18 protein-coding genes are annotated in these 17,649 nt (G+C 61.2%); 9 read left to right on the top strand and 9 right to left on the bottom strand.

The window, feature by feature from the left end; genetic code table 11:
• Positions 1-43: 43 nt before the first annotated feature.
• From galM to modE, 5 genes are all read right to left on the bottom strand, one after another.
• The gene (galM, locus tag C1N60_RS13950) at positions 44-1,078 is read right to left on the bottom strand and encodes a galactose-1-epimerase (RefSeq protein WP_058757860.1); all 1,035 of its coding nucleotides are present in this window, start codon (positions 1,076-1,078) and stop codon (positions 44-46) included.
• A complete protein-coding gene (galK, locus tag C1N60_RS13945) occupies positions 1,072-2,220 on the bottom strand; it encodes a galactokinase (protein WP_058781271.1) in 1,149 nt (382 codons plus the stop codon). Before galK ends, galM begins: the two co-directional genes overlap by 7 nt.
• On the bottom strand, positions 2,221-3,264 hold the full coding sequence (gene galT / locus C1N60_RS13940; protein ID WP_394520998.1) for a galactose-1-phosphate uridylyltransferase: 1,044 nt from the start codon (positions 3,262-3,264) through the stop codon (positions 2,221-2,223). It lies immediately after the preceding gene.
• A 262-nt stretch (positions 3,265-3,526) separates the two neighbouring features.
• Positions 3,527-4,999 carry a molybdate ABC transporter ATP-binding protein ModF gene (gene modF / locus C1N60_RS13935; RefSeq protein ID WP_136546834.1) on the bottom strand — a complete coding sequence of 491 codons (1,473 nt, stop codon included), beginning with the start codon at positions 4,997-4,999 and terminating at the stop codon, positions 3,527-3,529.
• A gap of 76 nt (positions 5,000-5,075) precedes the next feature.
• Complete coding sequence (gene modE / locus C1N60_RS13930) at positions 5,076-5,858, bottom strand: molybdenum-dependent transcriptional regulator (protein WP_394520997.1); 783 nt, start codon at positions 5,856-5,858, stop codon at positions 5,076-5,078.
• A 117-nt stretch (positions 5,859-5,975) separates the two neighbouring features.
• Between modE and C1N60_RS13925 the strand changes: the two genes are divergently transcribed.
• The 4 genes from C1N60_RS13925 (at position 5,976) to modC (ending at position 8,782) form a co-directional block, all read left to right on the top strand.
• The gene (locus tag C1N60_RS13925; protein ID WP_021508511.1) at positions 5,976-6,134 is read left to right on the top strand and encodes an AcrZ family multidrug efflux pump-associated protein; all 159 of its coding nucleotides are present in this window, start codon (positions 5,976-5,978) and stop codon (positions 6,132-6,134) included.
• A 127-nt stretch (positions 6,135-6,261) separates the two neighbouring features.
• Positions 6,262-7,035 (top strand): molybdate ABC transporter substrate-binding protein, encoded by a 774-nt coding sequence (gene modA, locus C1N60_RS13920; protein WP_264441504.1) that lies wholly within the window; start codon positions 6,262-6,264, stop codon positions 7,033-7,035.
• The gene (gene modB, locus C1N60_RS13915; protein ID WP_021508509.1) at positions 7,032-7,724 is read left to right on the top strand and encodes a molybdate ABC transporter permease subunit; all 693 of its coding nucleotides are present in this window, start codon (positions 7,032-7,034) and stop codon (positions 7,722-7,724) included. The genes modA and modB overlap by 4 nt, the downstream gene beginning before the upstream one ends.
• Positions 7,724-8,782 carry a molybdenum ABC transporter ATP-binding protein ModC gene (modC, locus tag C1N60_RS13910; protein WP_132465498.1) on the top strand — a complete coding sequence of 353 codons (1,059 nt, stop codon included), beginning with the start codon at positions 7,724-7,726 and terminating at the stop codon, positions 8,780-8,782. The genes modB and modC overlap by 1 nt, the downstream gene beginning before the upstream one ends.
• 169 nt (positions 8,783-8,951) lie before the next feature.
• On the opposite strand, the gene C1N60_RS13905 is transcribed toward modC, so the two are convergent.
• Positions 8,952-9,770 (bottom strand): pyridoxal phosphatase, encoded by an 819-nt coding sequence (locus C1N60_RS13905; protein WP_394520996.1) that lies wholly within the window; start codon positions 9,768-9,770, stop codon positions 8,952-8,954.
• A 148-nt stretch (positions 9,771-9,918) separates the two neighbouring features.
• On the opposite strand from C1N60_RS13905, the gene pgl reads away from it, so the two are divergent.
• A complete protein-coding gene (gene pgl / locus C1N60_RS13900; protein ID WP_166719983.1) occupies positions 9,919-10,914 on the top strand; it encodes a 6-phosphogluconolactonase in 996 nt (331 codons plus the stop codon).
• 78 nt (positions 10,915-10,992) lie between these two features.
• Here the strand turns inward: pgl and C1N60_RS13895 are convergent, their stop codons facing one another.
• The gene (locus tag C1N60_RS13895) at positions 10,993-11,469 is read right to left on the bottom strand and encodes a kinase inhibitor (protein WP_222985568.1); all 477 of its coding nucleotides are present in this window, start codon (positions 11,467-11,469) and stop codon (positions 10,993-10,995) included.
• Between the two features lie 67 nt (positions 11,470-11,536).
• The gene (bioA, locus tag C1N60_RS13890; protein ID WP_394520995.1) at positions 11,537-12,829 is read right to left on the bottom strand and encodes an adenosylmethionine--8-amino-7-oxononanoate transaminase; all 1,293 of its coding nucleotides are present in this window, start codon (positions 12,827-12,829) and stop codon (positions 11,537-11,539) included.
• An 87-nt stretch (positions 12,830-12,916) separates the two neighbouring features.
• On the opposite strand from bioA, the gene bioB reads away from it, so the two are divergent.
• The 4 genes from bioB to bioD are packed head-to-tail and all read left to right on the top strand — an operon-like array spanning position 12,917 to position 16,504.
• On the top strand, positions 12,917-13,948 hold the full coding sequence (gene bioB, locus C1N60_RS13885) for a biotin synthase BioB (RefSeq protein WP_058757850.1): 1,032 nt from the start codon (positions 12,917-12,919) through the stop codon (positions 13,946-13,948).
• Entirely contained in the window at positions 13,949-15,100 is a 1,152-nt protein-coding gene (gene bioF, locus C1N60_RS13880; RefSeq protein WP_141496539.1) for an 8-amino-7-oxononanoate synthase, read from the top strand. It abuts the gene before it with no gap.
• Positions 15,081-15,836, top strand: a complete 756-nt coding sequence (gene bioC / locus C1N60_RS13875; RefSeq protein ID WP_058781278.1) for a malonyl-ACP O-methyltransferase BioC — start codon at positions 15,081-15,083, stop codon at positions 15,834-15,836. Before bioF ends, bioC begins: the two co-directional genes overlap by 20 nt.
• Entirely contained in the window at positions 15,833-16,504 is a 672-nt protein-coding gene (bioD, locus tag C1N60_RS13870) for a dethiobiotin synthase (RefSeq protein WP_394520994.1), read from the top strand. The genes bioC and bioD overlap by 4 nt, the downstream gene beginning before the upstream one ends.
• 42 nt (positions 16,505-16,546) lie before the next feature.
• Here bioD and C1N60_RS13865 read toward each other — a convergent pair whose 3' ends face one another.
• Positions 16,547-17,263: an ABC transporter ATP-binding protein gene (locus C1N60_RS13865; RefSeq protein WP_021508499.1), complete on the bottom strand. Its 717-nt coding sequence runs from the start codon at positions 17,261-17,263 to the stop codon at positions 16,547-16,549.
• Positions 17,264-17,649 lie beyond the last annotated feature (386 nt).

Below are 17,649 nucleotides of genomic sequence, written 5' to 3'. Positions count from 1 at the left end.
CGTAAGCCTGTCGGCACCGCAGTGCGCGTTTTTCAACCGGCGCTTAGTGCGGGGTGAAGCGATAACGCGTCACGGAGTGCCATGTGTCGCCGGGCTGCAGCCAGCAATCAGGCTGCGGCCACTCGCTATGGTTGGGCGAATCCGGTAAAAACTCACTCTCCAGAGCGATGCCCTGGAAAGCAGTATAGCTGCCCTGTTCACGGGCGCGCGTTCCCTCCAGATAGTTGCCGGAGTAGAACTGCAGCGCCGGCGCGGCGGTGAACACGCTCACGCTAAGTTTGTCGTCCGCTGACCACAGCTGCGCAGCAGGCTGGCTGCTGTCACCGGCGGTGGTGAGCAGAAACGCGTGATCGTAACCTTTCACCGCGCGCTGATCGTCATCGGCCAGGAACTCATCCGCCACGCGTTTCGGCTGGCGGAAATCAAAGCTGGTACCGTCTACCGCTTTCAGCGGCGCATTGGGAATGCCTGCGCTGTCCACCGGCAGATAACGATCGGCCTGCAGTTGTAAGCGATGCTGGCGCGCGTCGCCATGATGCGCATCAAGGTTGAAGTAAGCATGGTTGGTCAGGTTGACCGGACAGGCCTGATCGGTCTGCGCTTCATAGCGAATCGACAGGCAGTTATCGTCATCGAGCTGGTAAATTACATCGGCAATCAGATTGCCGGGGTAGCCCTGGTCGCCGTCCGGCGAATCAAGACGATAGTGCACTTCGCTGTCACTCTGGCTGAGAATCTGCCAGCGGCGCTTGTCGAAACCCTGCGGCCCGCCGTGCAGCTGGTGCGGACCCTGATTGGCCGCCAGCAGCCGGTTAAGCGGCTTCAGCTCAGCGAAGGCGATGCGGTTCGCGTAACGCCCGATGGTGGCACCGAGATAAGCATCCTGATGCAGATAGTCGGACGGCGTGGCGCAACCGAGCAGCGCTTCGCGCACGCTGCCGTCCTGCATCGGCACGCGCGCCGACAGCCAGGTGGCGCCCCAGTCCATAAAGGTGGCGACCATGCCGTTGCGGTTGCGCAGCACGGTGATGCGCCACGGCTGGCCGTCCGGCGCATGAGAGTTGACGTCGCTTACCATTGGCCGGCTCCTGCTGAGGCTTTACATACGTAAAAGGTCTCTTTGATGCCGGTCTGCGCTTCGTACTGCTGCGCCACCGCCGCTTTCACCTGATCGACCAGATCGGTTGGCATCAGGGCGACAATACAGCCGCCGAAGCCGCCGCCGGTCATACGCACGCCGCCGCGCGGGCCGATTTCCGCTTTAACAATCTCCACCAGCTGATCGATGGGCGGCACGGTGATCTCAAAATCGTCGCGCATTGAGGCGTGCGAGGCGGCCATCAGCTCACCCATGCGTTGCAGATCGCCGCTGCTCAGCGCGTCCGCCGCTTCCAGCGTCCGGGCATTTTCGGTGATCACGTGACGCACGCGTTTGGCCACCAGCGGATCGAGCTGCTGTTCTGCCGCCGCAAACTCCTCCAGCGTCACGTCGCGCAGCGCCTTTTTGTTGAAGAAGCGCGCACCGGTTTCGCATTGCTCGCGGCGGGTATTGTATTCGCTGCCCACCAGATTACGACGGAAGTTCGAGTTGATGATCACCACCGCGACATCCTCCGGCATGGATACGGCGCGCGTACCCAGCGTGCGGCAGTCCAGCAGCATGGCGTGATCCTGCTGGCCGAGCGCTGAAATCAGCTGATCCATGATGCCGCAGTTGCAGCCAACAAACTGGTTTTCCGCTTCCTGCCCGTTAACGGCAATCGCTGCGCCGTCGAGCTTCAGCTGATAGAGCTGCTGGAACACGGTGCCCACCGCCACTTCCAGCGAGGCGGACGAGCTGAGACCGGCACCCTGCGGCACGTTGCCGCTGATCACCATATCCACGCCGCCAAAGCTGGCGTCGCGCTGCTGCAGATGTTTCACCACGCCGCGCACGTAATTGGCCCACATCGGTTCGCTGAGCGGCTCAATCGGCGCATCCAGCGAGAAGCTATCCTGCTGATTGTCGTAATCCACTGCCACCACGCGCACCTGGCGATCGTCGCGGCGGGCGCAGGCAATCACGGTCTGATAGTCAATGGCGCAGGGCAGCACGAAGCCGTCGTTGTAATCGGTATGCTCGCCGATCAGGTTCACCCGGCCCGGTGCCTGAATGCTGTGGCTCGGCGCATAGCCGAAGGTGTCAGCGAAAACCTGTTGAGTGATCGATTTTAAAGACATTTATTGTTCCTCGCGGAAATGGATAGCGCTGACAGAGCGCAGACGTTCTGCTGCCTGTTCCGCCGTTAAATCACGTTGGGTCTCGGCCAGCATCTCGTAGCCAACCATAAATTTTCGTACCGTGGCGGAGCGCAGCAGCGGGGGATAGAAGTGCGCGTGCAGCTGCCAGTGATCGTTGGCTTCGCCGTTAAACGGCGCGCCGTGCCAGCCCATCGAATAGGGGAACGAGCACTGGAACAGATTGTCGTAACGGCTGGTGAGCTGCTTGAGCGCCAGCGCCAGATCGGTGCGCTGCGCCTCATTAAGATCGGTAATGCGTTTCACGTGCGTTTTAGGCAGCAGCAGGGTTTCAAACGGCCAGGCCGCCCACCACGGCACTACCGCCAGCCAGTGATCGGTTTCAACCACGGTACGGCTGCCGTCCTGCAGTTCGCGCGTTACGTAATCCACCAGCAGCGGCGTACCTTTATCGGCAAAGTAGCGGCGCTGGTTGTCATCCTCTTTTTGCGCTTCATTCGGCAGAAAACTGTTGGCCCACACCTGACCGTGCGGATGCGGATTCGAGCAGCCCATGGCTGCGCCTTTGTTTTCAAATACCTGCACCCACGGATAGTGCTGACCGAGTTCAGCGGTCTGCTCCTGCCAGGTATGCACGATGTCCTGCAAGTTGTGCAGCGGCAGTTCGGGCAGGGTTTTGCTGTGATCCGGCGAGAAGCAGATCACCCGGCTGGTACCGCGCGCGCCTTCACAGCGCATCAGCACATCATCGCTCTGCGGCGCGTCCGGCGTATCGGTCATCAGCGCGGCGAAGTCATTGGTGAACACGTAAGTGCTTTTGTAATCGGGATTTTTGTCGCCGGTGATACGGGTATTACCGGCGCACAGGAAGCAGTCCGGATCGTGTGCGGGCAGTTGCTCCAGCGCTGGCGTCTCCTGCGCACCCTGCCACGGACGTTTGGCGCGATGCGGTGACACCAGCACCCATTGATCGATCAACGGGTTATAGCGGCGATGCGGATGATCGACCGGGTTAAATTTTTGCATAACAAGTCCTGGTAATCGGCAAACAGAAGAAAATCACTGCCTTCAACGTAGCATAACGGTGGCGCTGAAAGCGTGATCCAGTCTGGATAAATGGTATCGTTTACACAAGGTGACGATTCTCATTTTGTGGGTTTATGCGCAGCGTTTGCTGAATAATGCGGCAGGCTAGTGGTAGCGGTTACATTTTTAGAGGAAGAAATCTGTCAGGTGCGTACTGTTGCTGCCGGGCCGCCATGGATGGCGACCCGCTCATCAATGAAAACTAACGCAACGCCTCCTGCTGATAAGCATAGCCCGCGCCCTGTTTTACAAAACTCAGGCGGTGGGTAATGCACTGCGGCGCGTCTTCGGCGTGGTGGGACACAAACATCAGCTGAGTACGGCCTTCGCCGATCAGCACATCCACAAAGCGGCGCACCAGCTGGCGGTTAATGGGATCGAGCCCCTGCAGTGGCTCATCCAGGATTAACAGCGTCGGGTGCTTCACCAGCGCGCGCGCAATCAGCACCAGCCGCTGCTGGCCCCACGACAGGCTATGAAACGGCGCATCGGCCAGCGCATTGTCCATGCCAAGCAGCGCCAGCCACTGGCGCGCCAGCGCTTTCTGCCGATCCGATACCGCCTGATACAGGCCGATCGAATCAAAAAAGCCCGAGAGGATCACCGTACGCACATTACAGCTGACGCGGTAATCCAGATGCAGGCTGCTGCTGACGTAACCGATATGCTGCTTGATGTCCCAGATGGTTTCACCGCTGCCGCGGCGAATACCAAACAACGTTAAATCATTGCTGTAGCCCTGCGGATGATCGCCGGTGACCAGGCTGAGCAGGGTCGATTTACCCGCCCCGTTGGGGCCGATGATCTGCCAGTGCTCGCCGGGATTGACCTGCCAGTTCAGGCCGTCGATCACCGCGTGATCGTTATACGACACCACGCCGTTGCGCAGGATAACGCGCGGCGCATCTGCCGCCAGCTGCGGCAGCTGATCCGGCTGGTCCGGCTCCGGCAGCGCCATGCCCTGCAGGCGTTCGCTGTGCGCCAGCTGCGCCACCAGCGCTTCGGCGAGAATCGCCTGGCGCGCGCCCACGTGCGTCAGCGTGCACTCCGCCAGCACGCCGACCTGCTGGACAAAATCCGGAATATCGTCAAAGCGGTTCAGCACCAGCACCACGGTGTAGCCGTCGCGATGCAGCTGATGCAGCGTATCGGCAAGGCTGGCGCGCGATGCCACATCCAGACCATCAAAAGGTTCGTCGAGGATCAGCAAATCCGGCTGCGCCATCAGCGCCTGACACAGCAGCGTTTTGCGCGTTTCGCCGGTAGAAAGGTATTTGAAGCGGCGAGTCAGTAAAGCGCTGATGCCAAACTGCTGGGCCAGCGCCTGCGCCCGCGCCTCATCCTTTACTTCATCCTGAATGATCTCCAGCGCGGTGCGGCCGGTGTCATCTTCGCCTTCACTCAGCAGATCGGTGTTGTTGCGCTCCCACTCCTGCGTCACCAGCTGTTGCAGCTGCTCCAGCGACAGACGGGTGCGGCGCTGAAAATCCTGCCGCAGCTCGCCCTTTGCCGCCGTCAGCTCGCCGGACAGCGCGCGCGCCAGCGAAGATTTACCGCTGCCGTTGGCACCGACAAAGGCCCAGCTTTCGCCGCTGTGCAGGGTTAAGTCCGGCAGGGTCAGGGTACGGCTATCGCTCAGGTGAAATATGCCTTGCGAAATTTGCAATGAGGCCATGATTTGTTCCGTTTTCTGCATCAAGTCGCTCAGTTGTAGCGAGCCAGCGAAATGAAGTCAAATCATGGCGGCCAGATCAGAGCAGTGTGGCGATGATGGCGTGTTCTGCATTAAAACAGGCGGTCACGGCCCTGCCGGGCTGCAGATTATGCTGGTGAAGTGCCTGGCTGGGAACGGTGGCGCACAGCATTTCACCGCCCGCCAGCGCAATCATTACTTCACTCTGCGTCTCGCCAGGTTCGATGGTGTGGACAAGGCCCGGCAGCTGGTTATCGCCCTCTGCGGCGTCAGGCGTCAGGCGGATCCACGGCGCTTTGATCAGCACCAGCACCTCTTTACCGCTGTCGAGCTGCAGCCGCTCCGCGCTGCGTTCGGTCAGGGCCACCTGCAGGCGCGTCACGCCGTCGTTCAGCAGTACCTCAACATGCTGCTGCACCTGCTGACGATCGCGCGCCTGCACCGTGCCAAACAGCTGGTTGCGCGCGCTGGTTTGCAGGGAAAAGCGGGCGATCGCCGCCAGCAGGCTGTCAAGCGGCAGGCTGTCGTTTTGCAGCACGTCAAAGGCTTTTTGCTGGATCTGCTCCATCAATTGAAACAGCTGAATCAATCGCTCGCCGTAGCGCGTCAGCCGCGCACCACCGCCGCCTTTGCCGCCGGTCGCGCGTTCGACCAGCGTCTGATCCGCCAGCTGATTCATCTCATTGATGGCGTCCCAGGCGCTTTTATAGCTGATGCCCGCCAGTCTGGCGCCCTGGCTGATGGAGCCGGTTTCCTGCACGCGCCTGAGCAGCTCGATACGGCGCGGATCGGCAAACAGTTTCTGCTGAAGACGGATGTGAAGAGAGAGTTCTGCCTGCATGTCAGCTCCTTAGGTGAATGCGCCAATTGTAAGGCCTAAAGTAAAAGCACGAAAAGGGCAGTGCCTTTTTTTCTCGAGCCGTTACAATCACTTTTTTACTCTTTGCGCGAGGTTTCCATGCTGGAACTGTTAAAAAGCCTGGCGGTCGCCATCATCATGGTGCCCATCGTGATGGCGATTATGCTGGGTCTGATTTACGGCCTGGGTGAAGTCTTTAACGTCATCTCTAAATTTGGCCGCCGCGACGACCGTCCCGCCAATAGCTCACACCACTGATTTTTAACGCCCGCACGCTGCGGGCGTTTTGCCCTTAACTTCCCGCCGTTTTTGCCGATATAAAGCTCATGACAGCTTTCAGGCTCGCGTTGTATTATCAACTATATAACGTAACCTGGAGTTCTCTATGCAAAATACGCTTTATCACTGGGCGGCCGCGGCCGTGGTCACCGTGTCGCTGTCGGGTCAGGCGCTGGCGGCGGAGAAAATTACTGTGTTCGCTGCGGCCTCGCTGACCAATGCGATGCAGCAGATTGCCACGCAATATCAGCAAAAAAGCGGCGTTGAAGTGGTATCCTCATTCGCTTCCTCATCGACGCTGGCGCGGCAAATCGAGCAGGGCGCCCCGGCGGATCTGTTTATCTCTGCCGATCAGCAGTGGATGGACGATGCAGCGGCGAAAAACAGCGTGATCGGCAGTACGCGTCACACGCTGCTGGGCAATGATCTGGTGCTGGTGGCGGCAAAAAGCGCTAACGCGCAGCCGGTGACCATCAATGCGCAGACCCAATGGCAGAACCTGCTTAAGGGCGAGCGCCTGGCGGTGGGCGATCCGGATCACGTGCCGGCAGGTATTTATGCCAAAGAAGCGCTGCAAAAGCTGGGCGCGTGGGACACGCTGGCTTCACGGCTCGCACCGGCTAACAACGTGCGTGCCGCGCTGGCGCTGGTGGAACGCCGCGAAACGCCGTATGGCATCGTGTACGGTTCCGACGCGGTAGCCAGTGATAAGGTGCAGGTGGTCGGACGCTTCCCCGAAGCGAGTCACAAACCCGTAGAGTACCCGATGGCGGTGGTCAGCGATCACCAGAACGCAGCGGTGCAGGCCTTCTATGACTATCTGCAGGGGCCGGATGCCGCTGCCGTGTTTAAACAGTATGGATTTACGCCGAAGAGATGATACTGAGCGATCCCGAATGGCAGGCCGTGTTCCTCAGCCTGAAAGTTTCCTGCGTGGCGGTGCTGTGCAGCCTGCCGTTTGGCATCCTGATGGCCTGGATTCTGGCGCGCTGCCGCTTTCCCGGCAAAACCCTGCTCGATAGCCTGATTCACCTGCCGCTGGTGCTGCCGCCGGTGGTGGTGGGCTATTTGCTGCTGCTGACGCTGGGCCGGCGCGGCCTGATTGGCAGCTGGCTGTATGACTGGTTCGGTATCACCTTCGCCTTCAGCTGGCGCGGTGCGGTGTTGGCCTCCGCAGTGATGGCGTTTCCGCTGATGGTGCGCGCCATTCGTCTGGCACTGGAAGCGGTAGACAGCCGGCTTGAGCAGGCGGCACGTACCCTGGGCGCGGGCCGCTGGCGGGTGTTTTTCACCATCACGCTGCCGCTGACTTTTCCGGGCATCATCGTGGGCACCGTGCTGGCGTTTGCCCGCTCGCTGGGTGAATTTGGCGCCACCATTACCTTTGTCTCCAACATTCCTGGCGAAACCCGCACCATTCCGTCCGCCATGTTTACCCTGATTGAAACGCCCGGCGCGGAAGGCACCGCGGCGCGGCTGTGCGCGGTGGCGATTGCGCTGGCACTGCTGTCACTGGTGGCTTCGGAGCTGCTGGCGCGCTGGGGCCGCAAGCGGCTGGGAGCGGCCTGATGCTGAAAATCAACATTGCGCAACAGCTCGGTGAGCATCAGCTCAACGTCGATGTGGAGATTCCGGCCAGCGGCATCACCGCTATCTTTGGCGTGTCCGGAGCAGGAAAAACCTCATTAATCAATGCTATCAGCGGCCTGACGCAGCCGCAGAGCGGCCAGATTGCGCTTAACGATCGTCTGTTGTTTGACCGCGACAGCGGCATCAATCTGCCGCCGGAAAAACGCCGCATCGGGTACGTGTTTCAGGATGCGCGGCTGTTTCCCCATTATCGCGTGCGCGGCAATCTGCAGTATGGCATGGCGCCTAAAATGAAAGCGCAGTTCGGGGCGCTGGTGACGCTGCTGGGACTGGATGCGCTGCTGGATCGCTATCCGGCCTCGCTGTCGGGTGGTGAAAAGCAGCGCGTGGCGATGGGCCGGGCGCTGCTGAGCGCGCCGGATATCCTGCTGATGGACGAACCGCTGGCGTCGCTCGATCTGCCACGCAAGCGCGAGCTGATGCCCTATTTGCAGAAGCTGGCGAAGCAGGTGGAGATTCCGCTGCTGTACGTGACCCACAGTCTGGAGGAGATTGTCCAGCTGGCGAATCAGGTGCTGGTGCTGGATAACGGTAACGTCAAAGCCTTCGGCGCGCTGGAAAAAGTGTGGGGCAGCAGCGCGATGCGGCCCTGGCTGCCGGCGGCCGAGCGCAGTAGCGTGCTGCGCGTGCAGGTGCTGGAGCAGCATCCGGATTACCCGATGACCGCGCTGTCGCTTGGCGATCAGCACATCTGGGTCAGCCGGGTGAATCAGCCGGTGAAAAGCGTACTGCGCATCCGTATCGCCTCGGCGGACGTGTCGCTGGCGCTGCAGCCGCCGCAAAACACCTCGATTCGCAATATTTTACCGGCGCAGGTGGTGGAGCTGCTGGAGCTGGACGACCAGGTCGAAGTGAAACTGCGCATCGGCGTCAGCGAGCTGTGGGCGCGCATTTCACCGTGGGCGCGCGACGAGCTGAATATCCGGCCCGATCAGTGGCTGTATGCGCAGATCAAGAGCGTGTCGATTACCGCGTAACACAAACCGGACGACAACGCGGTACGTCTGGTCTGCGGATCAGCGCGATTAATCGCGCCGCTACCGGATGTGCCATGTACCGCTGCAGTAATCACCCGTTGCACCCTCTGGAGCGGCGCGCTTTTTTCCGGTCACCCTACAGATACCTTGTGCCGCGACCAGCCTGGCGTTACAGCACTTCCTGGTAGATCACCTGCGCAATGCCCGGCTCAAGGTTGGTGCCGATCACTTTGCGCGCGCGTGCTTTGATGGCGTCATCGGCATTGCCCATCGCCACGCCCAGCCCGGCCTGCTCCAGCATGCTAAGATCGTTGTAATTGTCGCCAAACGCCAGCACGTCCTGCATGCTCAGACCCTGGCTCGCCACCCACTGCGCCAGGCGTTTGCCTTTGCTGTTGCCGGCCTGAGCGATATCGACCTGATCGTGCCACGACCATTCACACGCCAGACCCAGCTCGCGTTCGGTGCGCTCGGCAAACTGCTGCAGCGCGCGGGTATCCGGATGCGACAGGGCAAATTTCCAGATCGACTGCGCGTCGTGCGCCGCCTGCGCCAGGCTCGGCACCTGCACAAACAGCGGGCGCTGCGCTTCCGGCAGCGACTGCGCCCAGTTGAGGGTGCGCGTCACATGGCCGGTCGCTTCCTGGTACAGCATCGCATCATCGACATACAGCAGACCGTGAATATTCTCCTGATCGAGCATCTCAATCACCCGCGCCGCCTGACTTTTCTCCAGCGGATCGGCCGCCAGCACCCGTTGCGCCTGGTAATCGTACAGGTACGTACCGTTACAGCAGATGGCGGGCGTTGTCAGCTGCAGCGACTGATAAAACGGGTGAATCGCGCAGTGATGGCGACCGGTGACGATCAGCACCTGAACGCCAGCCTGTTGCGCGCGGGCTAAGGCTTCAAGGGATTCTGGCAGGATGGTTTTGTTTGGGGTTAGCAGGGTGCCGTCGAGGTCAAGGGCGATTACGCGGTAGCTCATTACACTTTCCGTCCGGAGTTAGCAAAGCATTAAGTCTACACCCGCCAGCGGCCCTGAGACAAAAAGCAGGGCACAAATCAGCCCAGCGCGCGGCGGTGAAACGCGCTACAGTTACTGTTTTTCATCAGGCAGCGAATAAGGAAAACGCATGAAACAAGTCGTGTATACCGCCAGTCCCGAGAGCCAGCAGATCCACGCCTGGCAAATGCAGGAAGATGGCGCACTGACGTTATTGCAGGTCACGGATGTGGCCGGCCAGGTGCAGCCGATGGTGGTGAGCCCGAAGAAAGATTTTCTCTATGTCGGCGTGCGTCCGAATTTTCGCGTACTGGCGTACCGCATTGCGGCCGACGGTACGTTAAGCCTGGCCGGTGAAGCGCCGCTGCCGGGCAGCCCGACTCACATTTCTACCGACCGCCAGGGCAACTATCTGTTCTGCGGCTCCTATAACGATGCCTGCGTCAGCATCAGCCCGATTGGCAGCGACGGCCTGCCGCAGGCGCCGCTGCAGGTAATTAACGGGCTGGAAGGCTGCCATTCGGCGAATATCGACCTCAGCAACCAGACGCTGTTTGTACCGGCGCTAAAGCAGGATCGCATCTGCCTGTATCAGCTGCAGGCCGACGGCACGCTGGCACCGCGCGCGCAGCCACAGGTGACCACCGTAGAAGGCGCCGGCCCGCGTCATATGGCGTTCCACCCGAACGGTGCCTATGGCTATGTGGTTAACGAACTGGACAGTACCGTCGACGTCTGGGCACTGAACAATGTTAACGGCCAGGTCGAGCGCGTGCAGAGTCTTGATATCATGCCGCCGGGCTTCAGCGATACGCGCTGGGCAGCGGATATCCATATCACCCCGGACGGTCGCTTCCTGTATGCCTGTGACCGCACCAGCAGCACGCTGACCGTGTTCAGTATCAGTGAGGACGGCTCGGTGCTGACGATTGAAGGTTATCAGCCGACCGAAACTCAGCCGCGTGGCTTTAACATTGATGGCAGCGGTCAGTATCTGGTGGCGGCGGGGCAGAAATCGCATCACATTGAAGTCTATCGCATCGGCGAGCGTGGCCTGCTGCAACCGCTGGCGCGTTACGCCGTGGGTCAGGGGCCGATGTGGGTAGTGATTCACGCGCTGGACTGAGGAACACTATTCGGTCATGCAGGGTCGCCATCTACGGCGACCTCTGCTGGGGTGCGCAGCGATGCGCACCTTATGTAATCAGGCGTATGTCACCGTGATCGATGCGCTGGCCAGCGCGTGGAAGTGCACGTTGAAGCCGACCATCGCGCCGCTGGCACCTTCGTCCACCTCAATTTTCTCCACGTCCAGCGCATGCACCGTAAAGATGTAGCGATGCGATTCGCCCTGCGGCGGCGCTGCGCCACCGTAACCGCTCTGGCCGAAATCGGTACGCGTCTGAATGGCACCCTCTGGCAGTTCCGCCACGCCGGAACCGGCGCCCTGTGACAGCACGGTCACCTCAGCCGGAATATTGGCGACCACCCAGTGCCACCAGCCGGAGCCGGTCGGGGCATCCGGATCGTAGCAGGTCACCACAAAGCTTTTGGTGCCGGCCGGCACTTCATCCCATGCCAGGTGCGGCGACAGATTATCGCCCTGGTAACCCATGCCGTTAAACACGTGGCGCTCGGGCATTTTATCGCCATCGTTAAAATCCTGGCTCACTACGCGCATGATCTCTCCTTTCCTGTTGTGTACTGCTTTCCATGATGGTGGAAAATGGCGGCGAGTGCCAGCGGTGTCAGGGCTGAAAGTGGCCGTCCACCGCCAGTGCAGCGCTTAGCGCCGCCGTCAGCTGCGTCAGCTGTGCGGCAGAAATCAGATAAGGTGGCATCAGGTAAATCAGCTTACCGAACGGGCGAATCCATATGCCGCGTTCCACGAAGAACTGCTGCAGAGCCGCCATGTTCACCGGCTGATGGGTCTCAATCACGCCAATCGCCCCCAGCACGCGCGCATCTGCCACCATCGGATGGCCGCGCAGCGGCAGCAGTTCCGTTCGCAGCTGCTGCTCAATCGCCGCCACCTGCGCCGGCCAGTGCCCTTCGTTGATTAGCTTCAGGCTTTCGACCGCCACCGCACAGGCCAGCGGATTGCCCATAAACGTCGGACCATGCATAAAGCAGCCCGCCGCGCTGCGGCTGATGGTATCGGCGACGTCGCGCGTGGTCAGGGTGGCGGAGAGCGTCAGGGTGCCGCCGGTCAGCGCCTTGCCGAGGCACAAAATGTCCGGCGTGATGCCGGCGTGCTCGCAGGCAAACAGCTTGCCGCTGCGGCCGAAGCCGGTGGCGATCTCATCGGCGATCAGCAATAAACCGTAGCGATCGCACAACGCCCGCACCTGTTGCAGATAGCGTGGATGGTAGAAACGCATGCCGCCGGCACCCTGCACGATAGGTTCGAGGATCACCGCGGCGATGCTGCGATGGTGCTGCTCAATTAGCCGGGCGAAATCGGCAATATCGTTGTCATCCCAGTCATCGTCAAAGCCACACTGCGGCGCGCGGGCGAACAGATGCTCGGGCAGGTAGCCGCGCCACAGGCTGTGCATGGAGTTTTCCGGATCGCAGACCGACATGGCGGCAAACGTATCGCCGTGATAACCGCGTTGCAGCGTAAGGAATTTCTGCCGCGTCTCTCCGCGACCCAGCCAGTACTGCAGCGCCATTTTCATCGACACTTCGACGGCGATCGAGCCGGAATCGGCGAGGAACACGCACTCCAGCGCCTCGGGCGTCATGGCGATCAGCTGGCGGCTCAGCTCCACGGCTGGCGGATGGGTGATGCCGCCAAACATCACGTGTGACATCTGCGCCATCTGCTGCTGCAACGCCTGATTGAGGCGCGGATGGTTATAGCCGTGGATCGCTGCCCACCACGACGACATGCCGTCGACCAGCTCACGTCCATCGGCCAGCTGTAGCGTGCAGCCGTGCGCGGCCACCACCGGGTAGCACGGCAGCGGATCGCGCATTGAGGTGTAAGGATGCCAGATATGCTGGCGGTCAAAGCGGAGGTCGTCCTGTGTGAACATCTGTCTTGTAAACCATTTTGAAAAGATTTAGTTTACAAGTATAACCACGTTAATCGTCAGGATGAACCCCCTTTTTTGGAGTAAGCAATGGCTAATCGCTGGACACTGGCTCAGGCTCAGGCGCTATTTGATAAACCTTTTCTCGAGCTGATGTTTGAAGCACAGCAGGTGCACCGCCAGCACTTCGACCCGCGTCAGGTGCAGGTCAGCACGCTGCTGTCGATCAAAACCGGCGCCTGTCCGGAAGACTGTAAATACTGTCCGCAGAGCGCGCGTTACAAAACCGGGCTGGAAACCGAGCGCCTGATGGAGGTGGAAGCGGTGCTGGAATCGGCGCGCAAGGCCAAAGCAGCCGGCTCCAGCCGCTTCTGCATGGGCGCAGCGTGGAAAAACCCGCACGAGCGCGACATGCCGTACCTTGAGCAGATGGTGCAGGGCGTGAAAGCCATGGGCATGGAAACCTGCATGACGCTGGGAACGCTCGACCACGATCAGGCGCAGCGGCTGGCCAGCGCCGGGCTCGATTTTTACAACCATAACCTCGACACCTCGCCGGAGTTTTACGGCAGCATCATCACCACCCGTACCTATCAGGAGCGTCTTGATACGCTGGATAAAGTGCGCAACGCCGGCATCAAAGTGTGCTCGGGCGGCATTGTCGGGCTGGGCGAAACGGTCAACGACCGCGCCGGTTTGCTGGTGCAGCTGGCCAACCTGCCCACGCCGCCGGAGAGCGTGCCGATTAACATGCTGGTGAAAGTCAAAGGCACGCCGCTGGCGGATAACGATGACGTCGAGCCGTTCGACTTTATCCGCACCATTGCCGTGGCGCGCATCATGATGCCAACCTCGCACGTGCGCCTGTCGGCCGGTCGCGAGCAGATGAGCGAACAGACCCAGGCGATGTGCTTCATGGCGGGTGCCAACTCGATTTTCTACGGCTGCAAGCTGCTGACCACGCCGAACCCGGAAGAGGACAAAGATCTGATCCTGTTCCGCAAGCTGGGCCTGAATCCGGAGCACACCGCCACGACTGCAGGCGATAACGAACAGCAGCATCAGCTCAGCGAGCAGTTGCTGCACGCCGACAGCGCGCAGTTCTATAACGCGGCCGTGTAAATGTGGTCTGAACGTATTGCGCAGGCGCTGACGGCGCAGCGTGCCGCCGACGGCTGGCGGCAGCGGCGGCGCATTGAGCACAACAGCGTGCGTGAAATTACCCTCGACGGGCAGCGCTATCGCCACTTCTCCAGCAATGATTACCTCGGGCTGAGCCAGCATCCGGCGGTGATGGCCGCCTGGCAGCAGGGTGTGCGCGAGGCGGGCGTCGGTGCCGGCGCTTCCGGCCACGTCACCGGCTACAGCCGTCACCATGCGCAGCTGGAGCAGCAGCTGGCGTCCTGGCTCGGCTACCCGCGCGCGCTGCTGTTTATCTCCGGCTTTGCCGCCAACCAGGCAGTGATCCATCTGCTGGCGCAAAAGTCGGATCGCATTATCGCTGACAAACTGGCGCACGCCTCGCTGCTGGATGCCGCCAGCCACAGTCCGGCAACGCTGCGCCGTTTTGCCCACAACCAGCCGGCCAGCCTGGCGAAGCTGCTGGCGACGCGCGCGGAAGGCGGCACGCTGGTGGTGACCGAGGGCGTATTCAGCATGGATGGCGACAGTGCGCCGCTGGCTGAACTTGCCGCCGAAACCCGGCGCGCGGGCGGCTGGCTGCTGGTGGACGATGCGCACGGCATTGGCGTTACCGGTGAGCAGGGACGCGGCAGCTGCTGGCAGCAGCAGGTGAAACCGGAATTGCTGGTGGTGACCTTTGGTAAAGGCTTTGGCGTCAGCGGCGCCGCGCTGCTGTGTGATGACGCCACCGCAGATTACGTCGAGCAATTCTCGCGCCATTTAATCTATTCCACCGCCATGCCGCCGGCGCAGTGCTGTGCGCTGCTGGCGGCGCTGGCGCAGATCCAGCAGGGCGACGCGCTGCGCGCGCGGTTGCAGCAAAATATTGCCCGCTTTCGCGCGGGAGCGGCGCAGTTGCCGTGGCAGCTGATGGCCTCTGACAGCGCCATTCAGCCGCTGATCGTTGGCGAAAACCGTGCCGCGCTGGCGCTGTCACAGCGGCTGGCGCAGGCCGGTTGCTGGGTAAGCGCGATCCGGCCACCGACGGTGCCGCCGGGTACCGCGCGGCTGCGCATTACGCTCACCGCGGCGCATCATCCCGAAGATATCGACGCGTTACTGGAGGCACTGTATGACGCTGCAGGTGAATAAACAGGCGGTGGCGCAGGCGTTTGGCCGGGCGGCCGCGCACTACGAACAGCATGCTCAGCTGCAGCGCCAGAGCGGCGAGGCGCTGCTGGCGCTGGCGCCGGCCGGATTTGGCCCACAGCTGCTGGATGCCGGCTGCGGCACCGGCTGGTTCAGCCGCTACTGGCGCGATCGCGGTCGCCAGGTCTGCGCGCTGGATCTGTCACCGGCGATGCTGCAGGCGGCGCGCGAACAGCACTCGGCGCACGACTATTTACAGGGCGATATCGACCAGTTACCGCTGGCAGATAACAGCGTCGACGGCGTCTGGAGCAACCTGGCGGTGCAATGGAGCAGCGATCTGCGCACCGCGCTGCAGCAGTTTCTGCGCGTGACGCGCCCGGGCGGCAGCGTGCTGTTCTCGACGCTGCTCGACGGCTCGCTGCAGGAGGTGCACCAGGCGTGGGCGCAGATCGATGGTCGGCGTCACGCCAATCGCTTCCTCAGCGGCGATGCCTTTGCCCTGGCGACCGCGGGCCTGCCGCTGCGCAGCCAGACGCAGATCGTCACGCTGCACTTCCCAAGCGCGCTCAGCGCCATGCGCTCGCTGAAAGGCATCGGCGCAACGCATCTGCACGATGGGCGACACGCGGCTCTGCTGACGCGCCCGCAGCTGGCGCAGCTGGAGCAGCACTGGCCGCAGGATGCGCACGGCTATCGTCTCAGTTATCACCTGATGTATGGAGTTTTACAAAAATGACACGCTGGTTTATTACCGGAACTGACACCGAAGTGGGCAAAACAGTCGCCAGCGGCGCTCTGTTGCAGGCGGCCAGCGCTGCGGGATTACGCACTGCTGGCTACAAACCGGTGGCCTCCGGCTGCGAGATTACGCCCGACGGCGTGCGCAACAGCGACGCGCTGGCGCTGCAGCGCTACAGCAGCCTGGCGCTGAGCTATGAGCAGGTAAACCCGCTGGCGTTCATCGAACCGACGTCGCCGCATATCGTCAGCGCGGAAGAGGGCAGACCGATTGAATTTGCGCAGCTCTCCGCTGGCTTACGCGCGCTGGAGCAGCAGGCTGAATGGGTGCTGGTGGAAGGCGCGGGCGGCTGGTTCACGCCGCTGTCCGCGACGCAAACTTACGCCGACTGGGTCGCCGCCGAGCAGCTGCCGGTGATTCTGGTGGTTGGCGTGAAGCTCGGCTGCATCAACCACGCCATGCTGACGGCGGAAGCGGTGAAGACGCGCGGGTTGCGCCTCGCCGGCTGGATTGCCAATGACATCCAGCCGCCGGGTAAGCGACATGCGGAATATCTGGCGACGCTACAACAGCGCATTGCGGCCCCGTTCCTCGGTGAGATTCCGTGGCTGAGCAGCGCGGCGCAGCAGGCCGACTGTGGCCGTTACCTTACCCTGCCACAGTAAATGGCGCGGCGGCGCAGCACTCTGCGCCGCAGGCTACCGACGCTAGGTGGCCGTTAGCCACTTACTCACCGTTACATCATCCAGCTGCGCCACGCTGCCCTGCGCCACGTTGCGGCCACGATGCAGCAGCAGAAAATAGTCTGCCACGCGGCGAATGAACGACACATGCTGTTCCAGCAGCAGAATCGTCAGGCCATAGTCGCGGTTCAGGCGGCGAATCAGATTCCCCATCTCCTCCTCCAGCCACGGCGACATGCCTTCGGTGGGTTCATCGAGGATCAATAGTTTCGGCTGCAGCACCAGCGCGCGCGCCAGGGCCAACTGCTGCTGCTGATCCATCGGCAGTTCGCCACTGCGCTGATGACGCAGCGAGTAGAGCGCCGGAAACAGATCGAACACCATCTCGGGAATGGCGCGGCTGCGATCGTCCTGTGCCGCCATCAGCGCAATCAGCAGGTTATCTTCCACGCTCATCTGGGAAAAGATGTGGCGTCCCTGTGGTACGTAGCCGATGCCCATGCGCGCGCGTTGCTCAGCAGGCTGCAGCAGCAGGTTTTCCGGCGGCGCGCCGTCTTCCTGCCAGGTCATCGATCCACTATTAATGGGCAGGCGACCCATAATACAGTTCACCAGCGTGGTTTTGCCCATCCCCGGGCTGCCCAGCACGCCGGTGCAGGTGCCTGGCGGCAGATCGAGATCCACATCCCATAAAATATGGTTCTGACCGTAAAATTGATTCACCGAACGTAAACTCAGCATCTGACATTCTCCTTCCAGATTATTCGCCTGAATGCTCCCGCTCTGTGTCGTCTGGCATACAGTCATGCACAATGGCTATTGGGACACTGCTGTCGCCGGCGGCGCTTGTTCATCCTGCCGGCATGGACTCGTCACTCCACCGTTAATTCACTGCAATTCCCAGGCCAGATCCGCCAAAGCAGCCTCAACCGGGGTAAAAGGCAGCGAAACTCGCCATAATTGATGAGTAAAGCTTAACAATTGCCCGCAGTAATAACTCGCCTGCACTTTGACGGTGCTGACTGCTTAACGTTTCTGGTGCATCTGTACTGTCATAAGGCAGGGACTGAAGAAATAAGTGGCCTTAACGCTGGGCTTTTTCCCGTTACGGCACGATGGGGTACGCC

Source organism: Pantoea sp. SGAir0184 (genome assembly GCF_043544755.1).
This window is presented reverse-complemented; position numbering and strand designations above follow the sequence as displayed.

What these genes read in the sequence shown, in the direction of transcription:
- galT (WP_394520998.1), bottom strand. Translation starts at nt 3,264, where the DNA reads ATGCAAAAATTTAACCCGGTCGATCATCCGCATCGCCGCTATAACCCG.
- modE (WP_394520997.1), bottom strand. Translation starts at nt 5,858, where the DNA reads ATGCAGGCAGAACTCTCTCTTCACATCCGTCTTCAGCAGAAACTGTTT.
- C1N60_RS13905 (WP_394520996.1), bottom strand. Translation starts at nt 9,770, where the DNA reads ATGAGCTACCGCGTAATCGCCCTTGACCTCGACGGCACCCTGCTAACC.
- bioB (WP_058757850.1), top strand. Translation starts at nt 12,917, where the DNA reads ATGGCTAATCGCTGGACACTGGCTCAGGCTCAGGCGCTATTTGATAAA.
- C1N60_RS13865 (WP_021508499.1), bottom strand. Translation starts at nt 17,263, where the DNA reads ATGCTGAGTTTACGTTCGGTGAATCAATTTTACGGTCAGAACCATATT.
- modC (WP_132465498.1), top strand. Translation starts at nt 7,724, where the DNA reads ATGCTGAAAATCAACATTGCGCAACAGCTCGGTGAGCATCAGCTCAAC.
- C1N60_RS13925 (WP_021508511.1), top strand. Translation starts at nt 5,976, where the DNA reads ATGCTGGAACTGTTAAAAAGCCTGGCGGTCGCCATCATCATGGTGCCC.
- galM (WP_058757860.1), bottom strand. Translation starts at nt 1,078, where the DNA reads ATGGTAAGCGACGTCAACTCTCATGCGCCGGACGGCCAGCCGTGGCGC.
- C1N60_RS13895 (WP_222985568.1), bottom strand. Translation starts at nt 11,469, where the DNA reads ATGCGCGTAGTGAGCCAGGATTTTAACGATGGCGATAAAATGCCCGAG.
- modF (WP_136546834.1), bottom strand. Translation starts at nt 4,999, where the DNA reads ATGGCCTCATTGCAAATTTCGCAAGGCATATTTCACCTGAGCGATAGC.
- bioF (WP_141496539.1), top strand. Translation starts at nt 13,949, where the DNA reads ATGTGGTCTGAACGTATTGCGCAGGCGCTGACGGCGCAGCGTGCCGCC.
- modB (WP_021508509.1), top strand. Translation starts at nt 7,032, where the DNA reads ATGATACTGAGCGATCCCGAATGGCAGGCCGTGTTCCTCAGCCTGAAA.
- bioA (WP_394520995.1), bottom strand. Translation starts at nt 12,829, where the DNA reads ATGTTCACACAGGACGACCTCCGCTTTGACCGCCAGCATATCTGGCAT.
- modA (WP_264441504.1), top strand. Translation starts at nt 6,262, where the DNA reads ATGCAAAATACGCTTTATCACTGGGCGGCCGCGGCCGTGGTCACCGTG.
- galK (WP_058781271.1), bottom strand. Translation starts at nt 2,220, where the DNA reads ATGTCTTTAAAATCGATCACTCAACAGGTTTTCGCTGACACCTTCGGC.
- bioD (WP_394520994.1), top strand. Translation starts at nt 15,833, where the DNA reads ATGACACGCTGGTTTATTACCGGAACTGACACCGAAGTGGGCAAAACA.
- pgl (WP_166719983.1), top strand. Translation starts at nt 9,919, where the DNA reads ATGAAACAAGTCGTGTATACCGCCAGTCCCGAGAGCCAGCAGATCCAC.
- bioC (WP_058781278.1), top strand. Translation starts at nt 15,081, where the DNA reads ATGACGCTGCAGGTGAATAAACAGGCGGTGGCGCAGGCGTTTGGCCGG.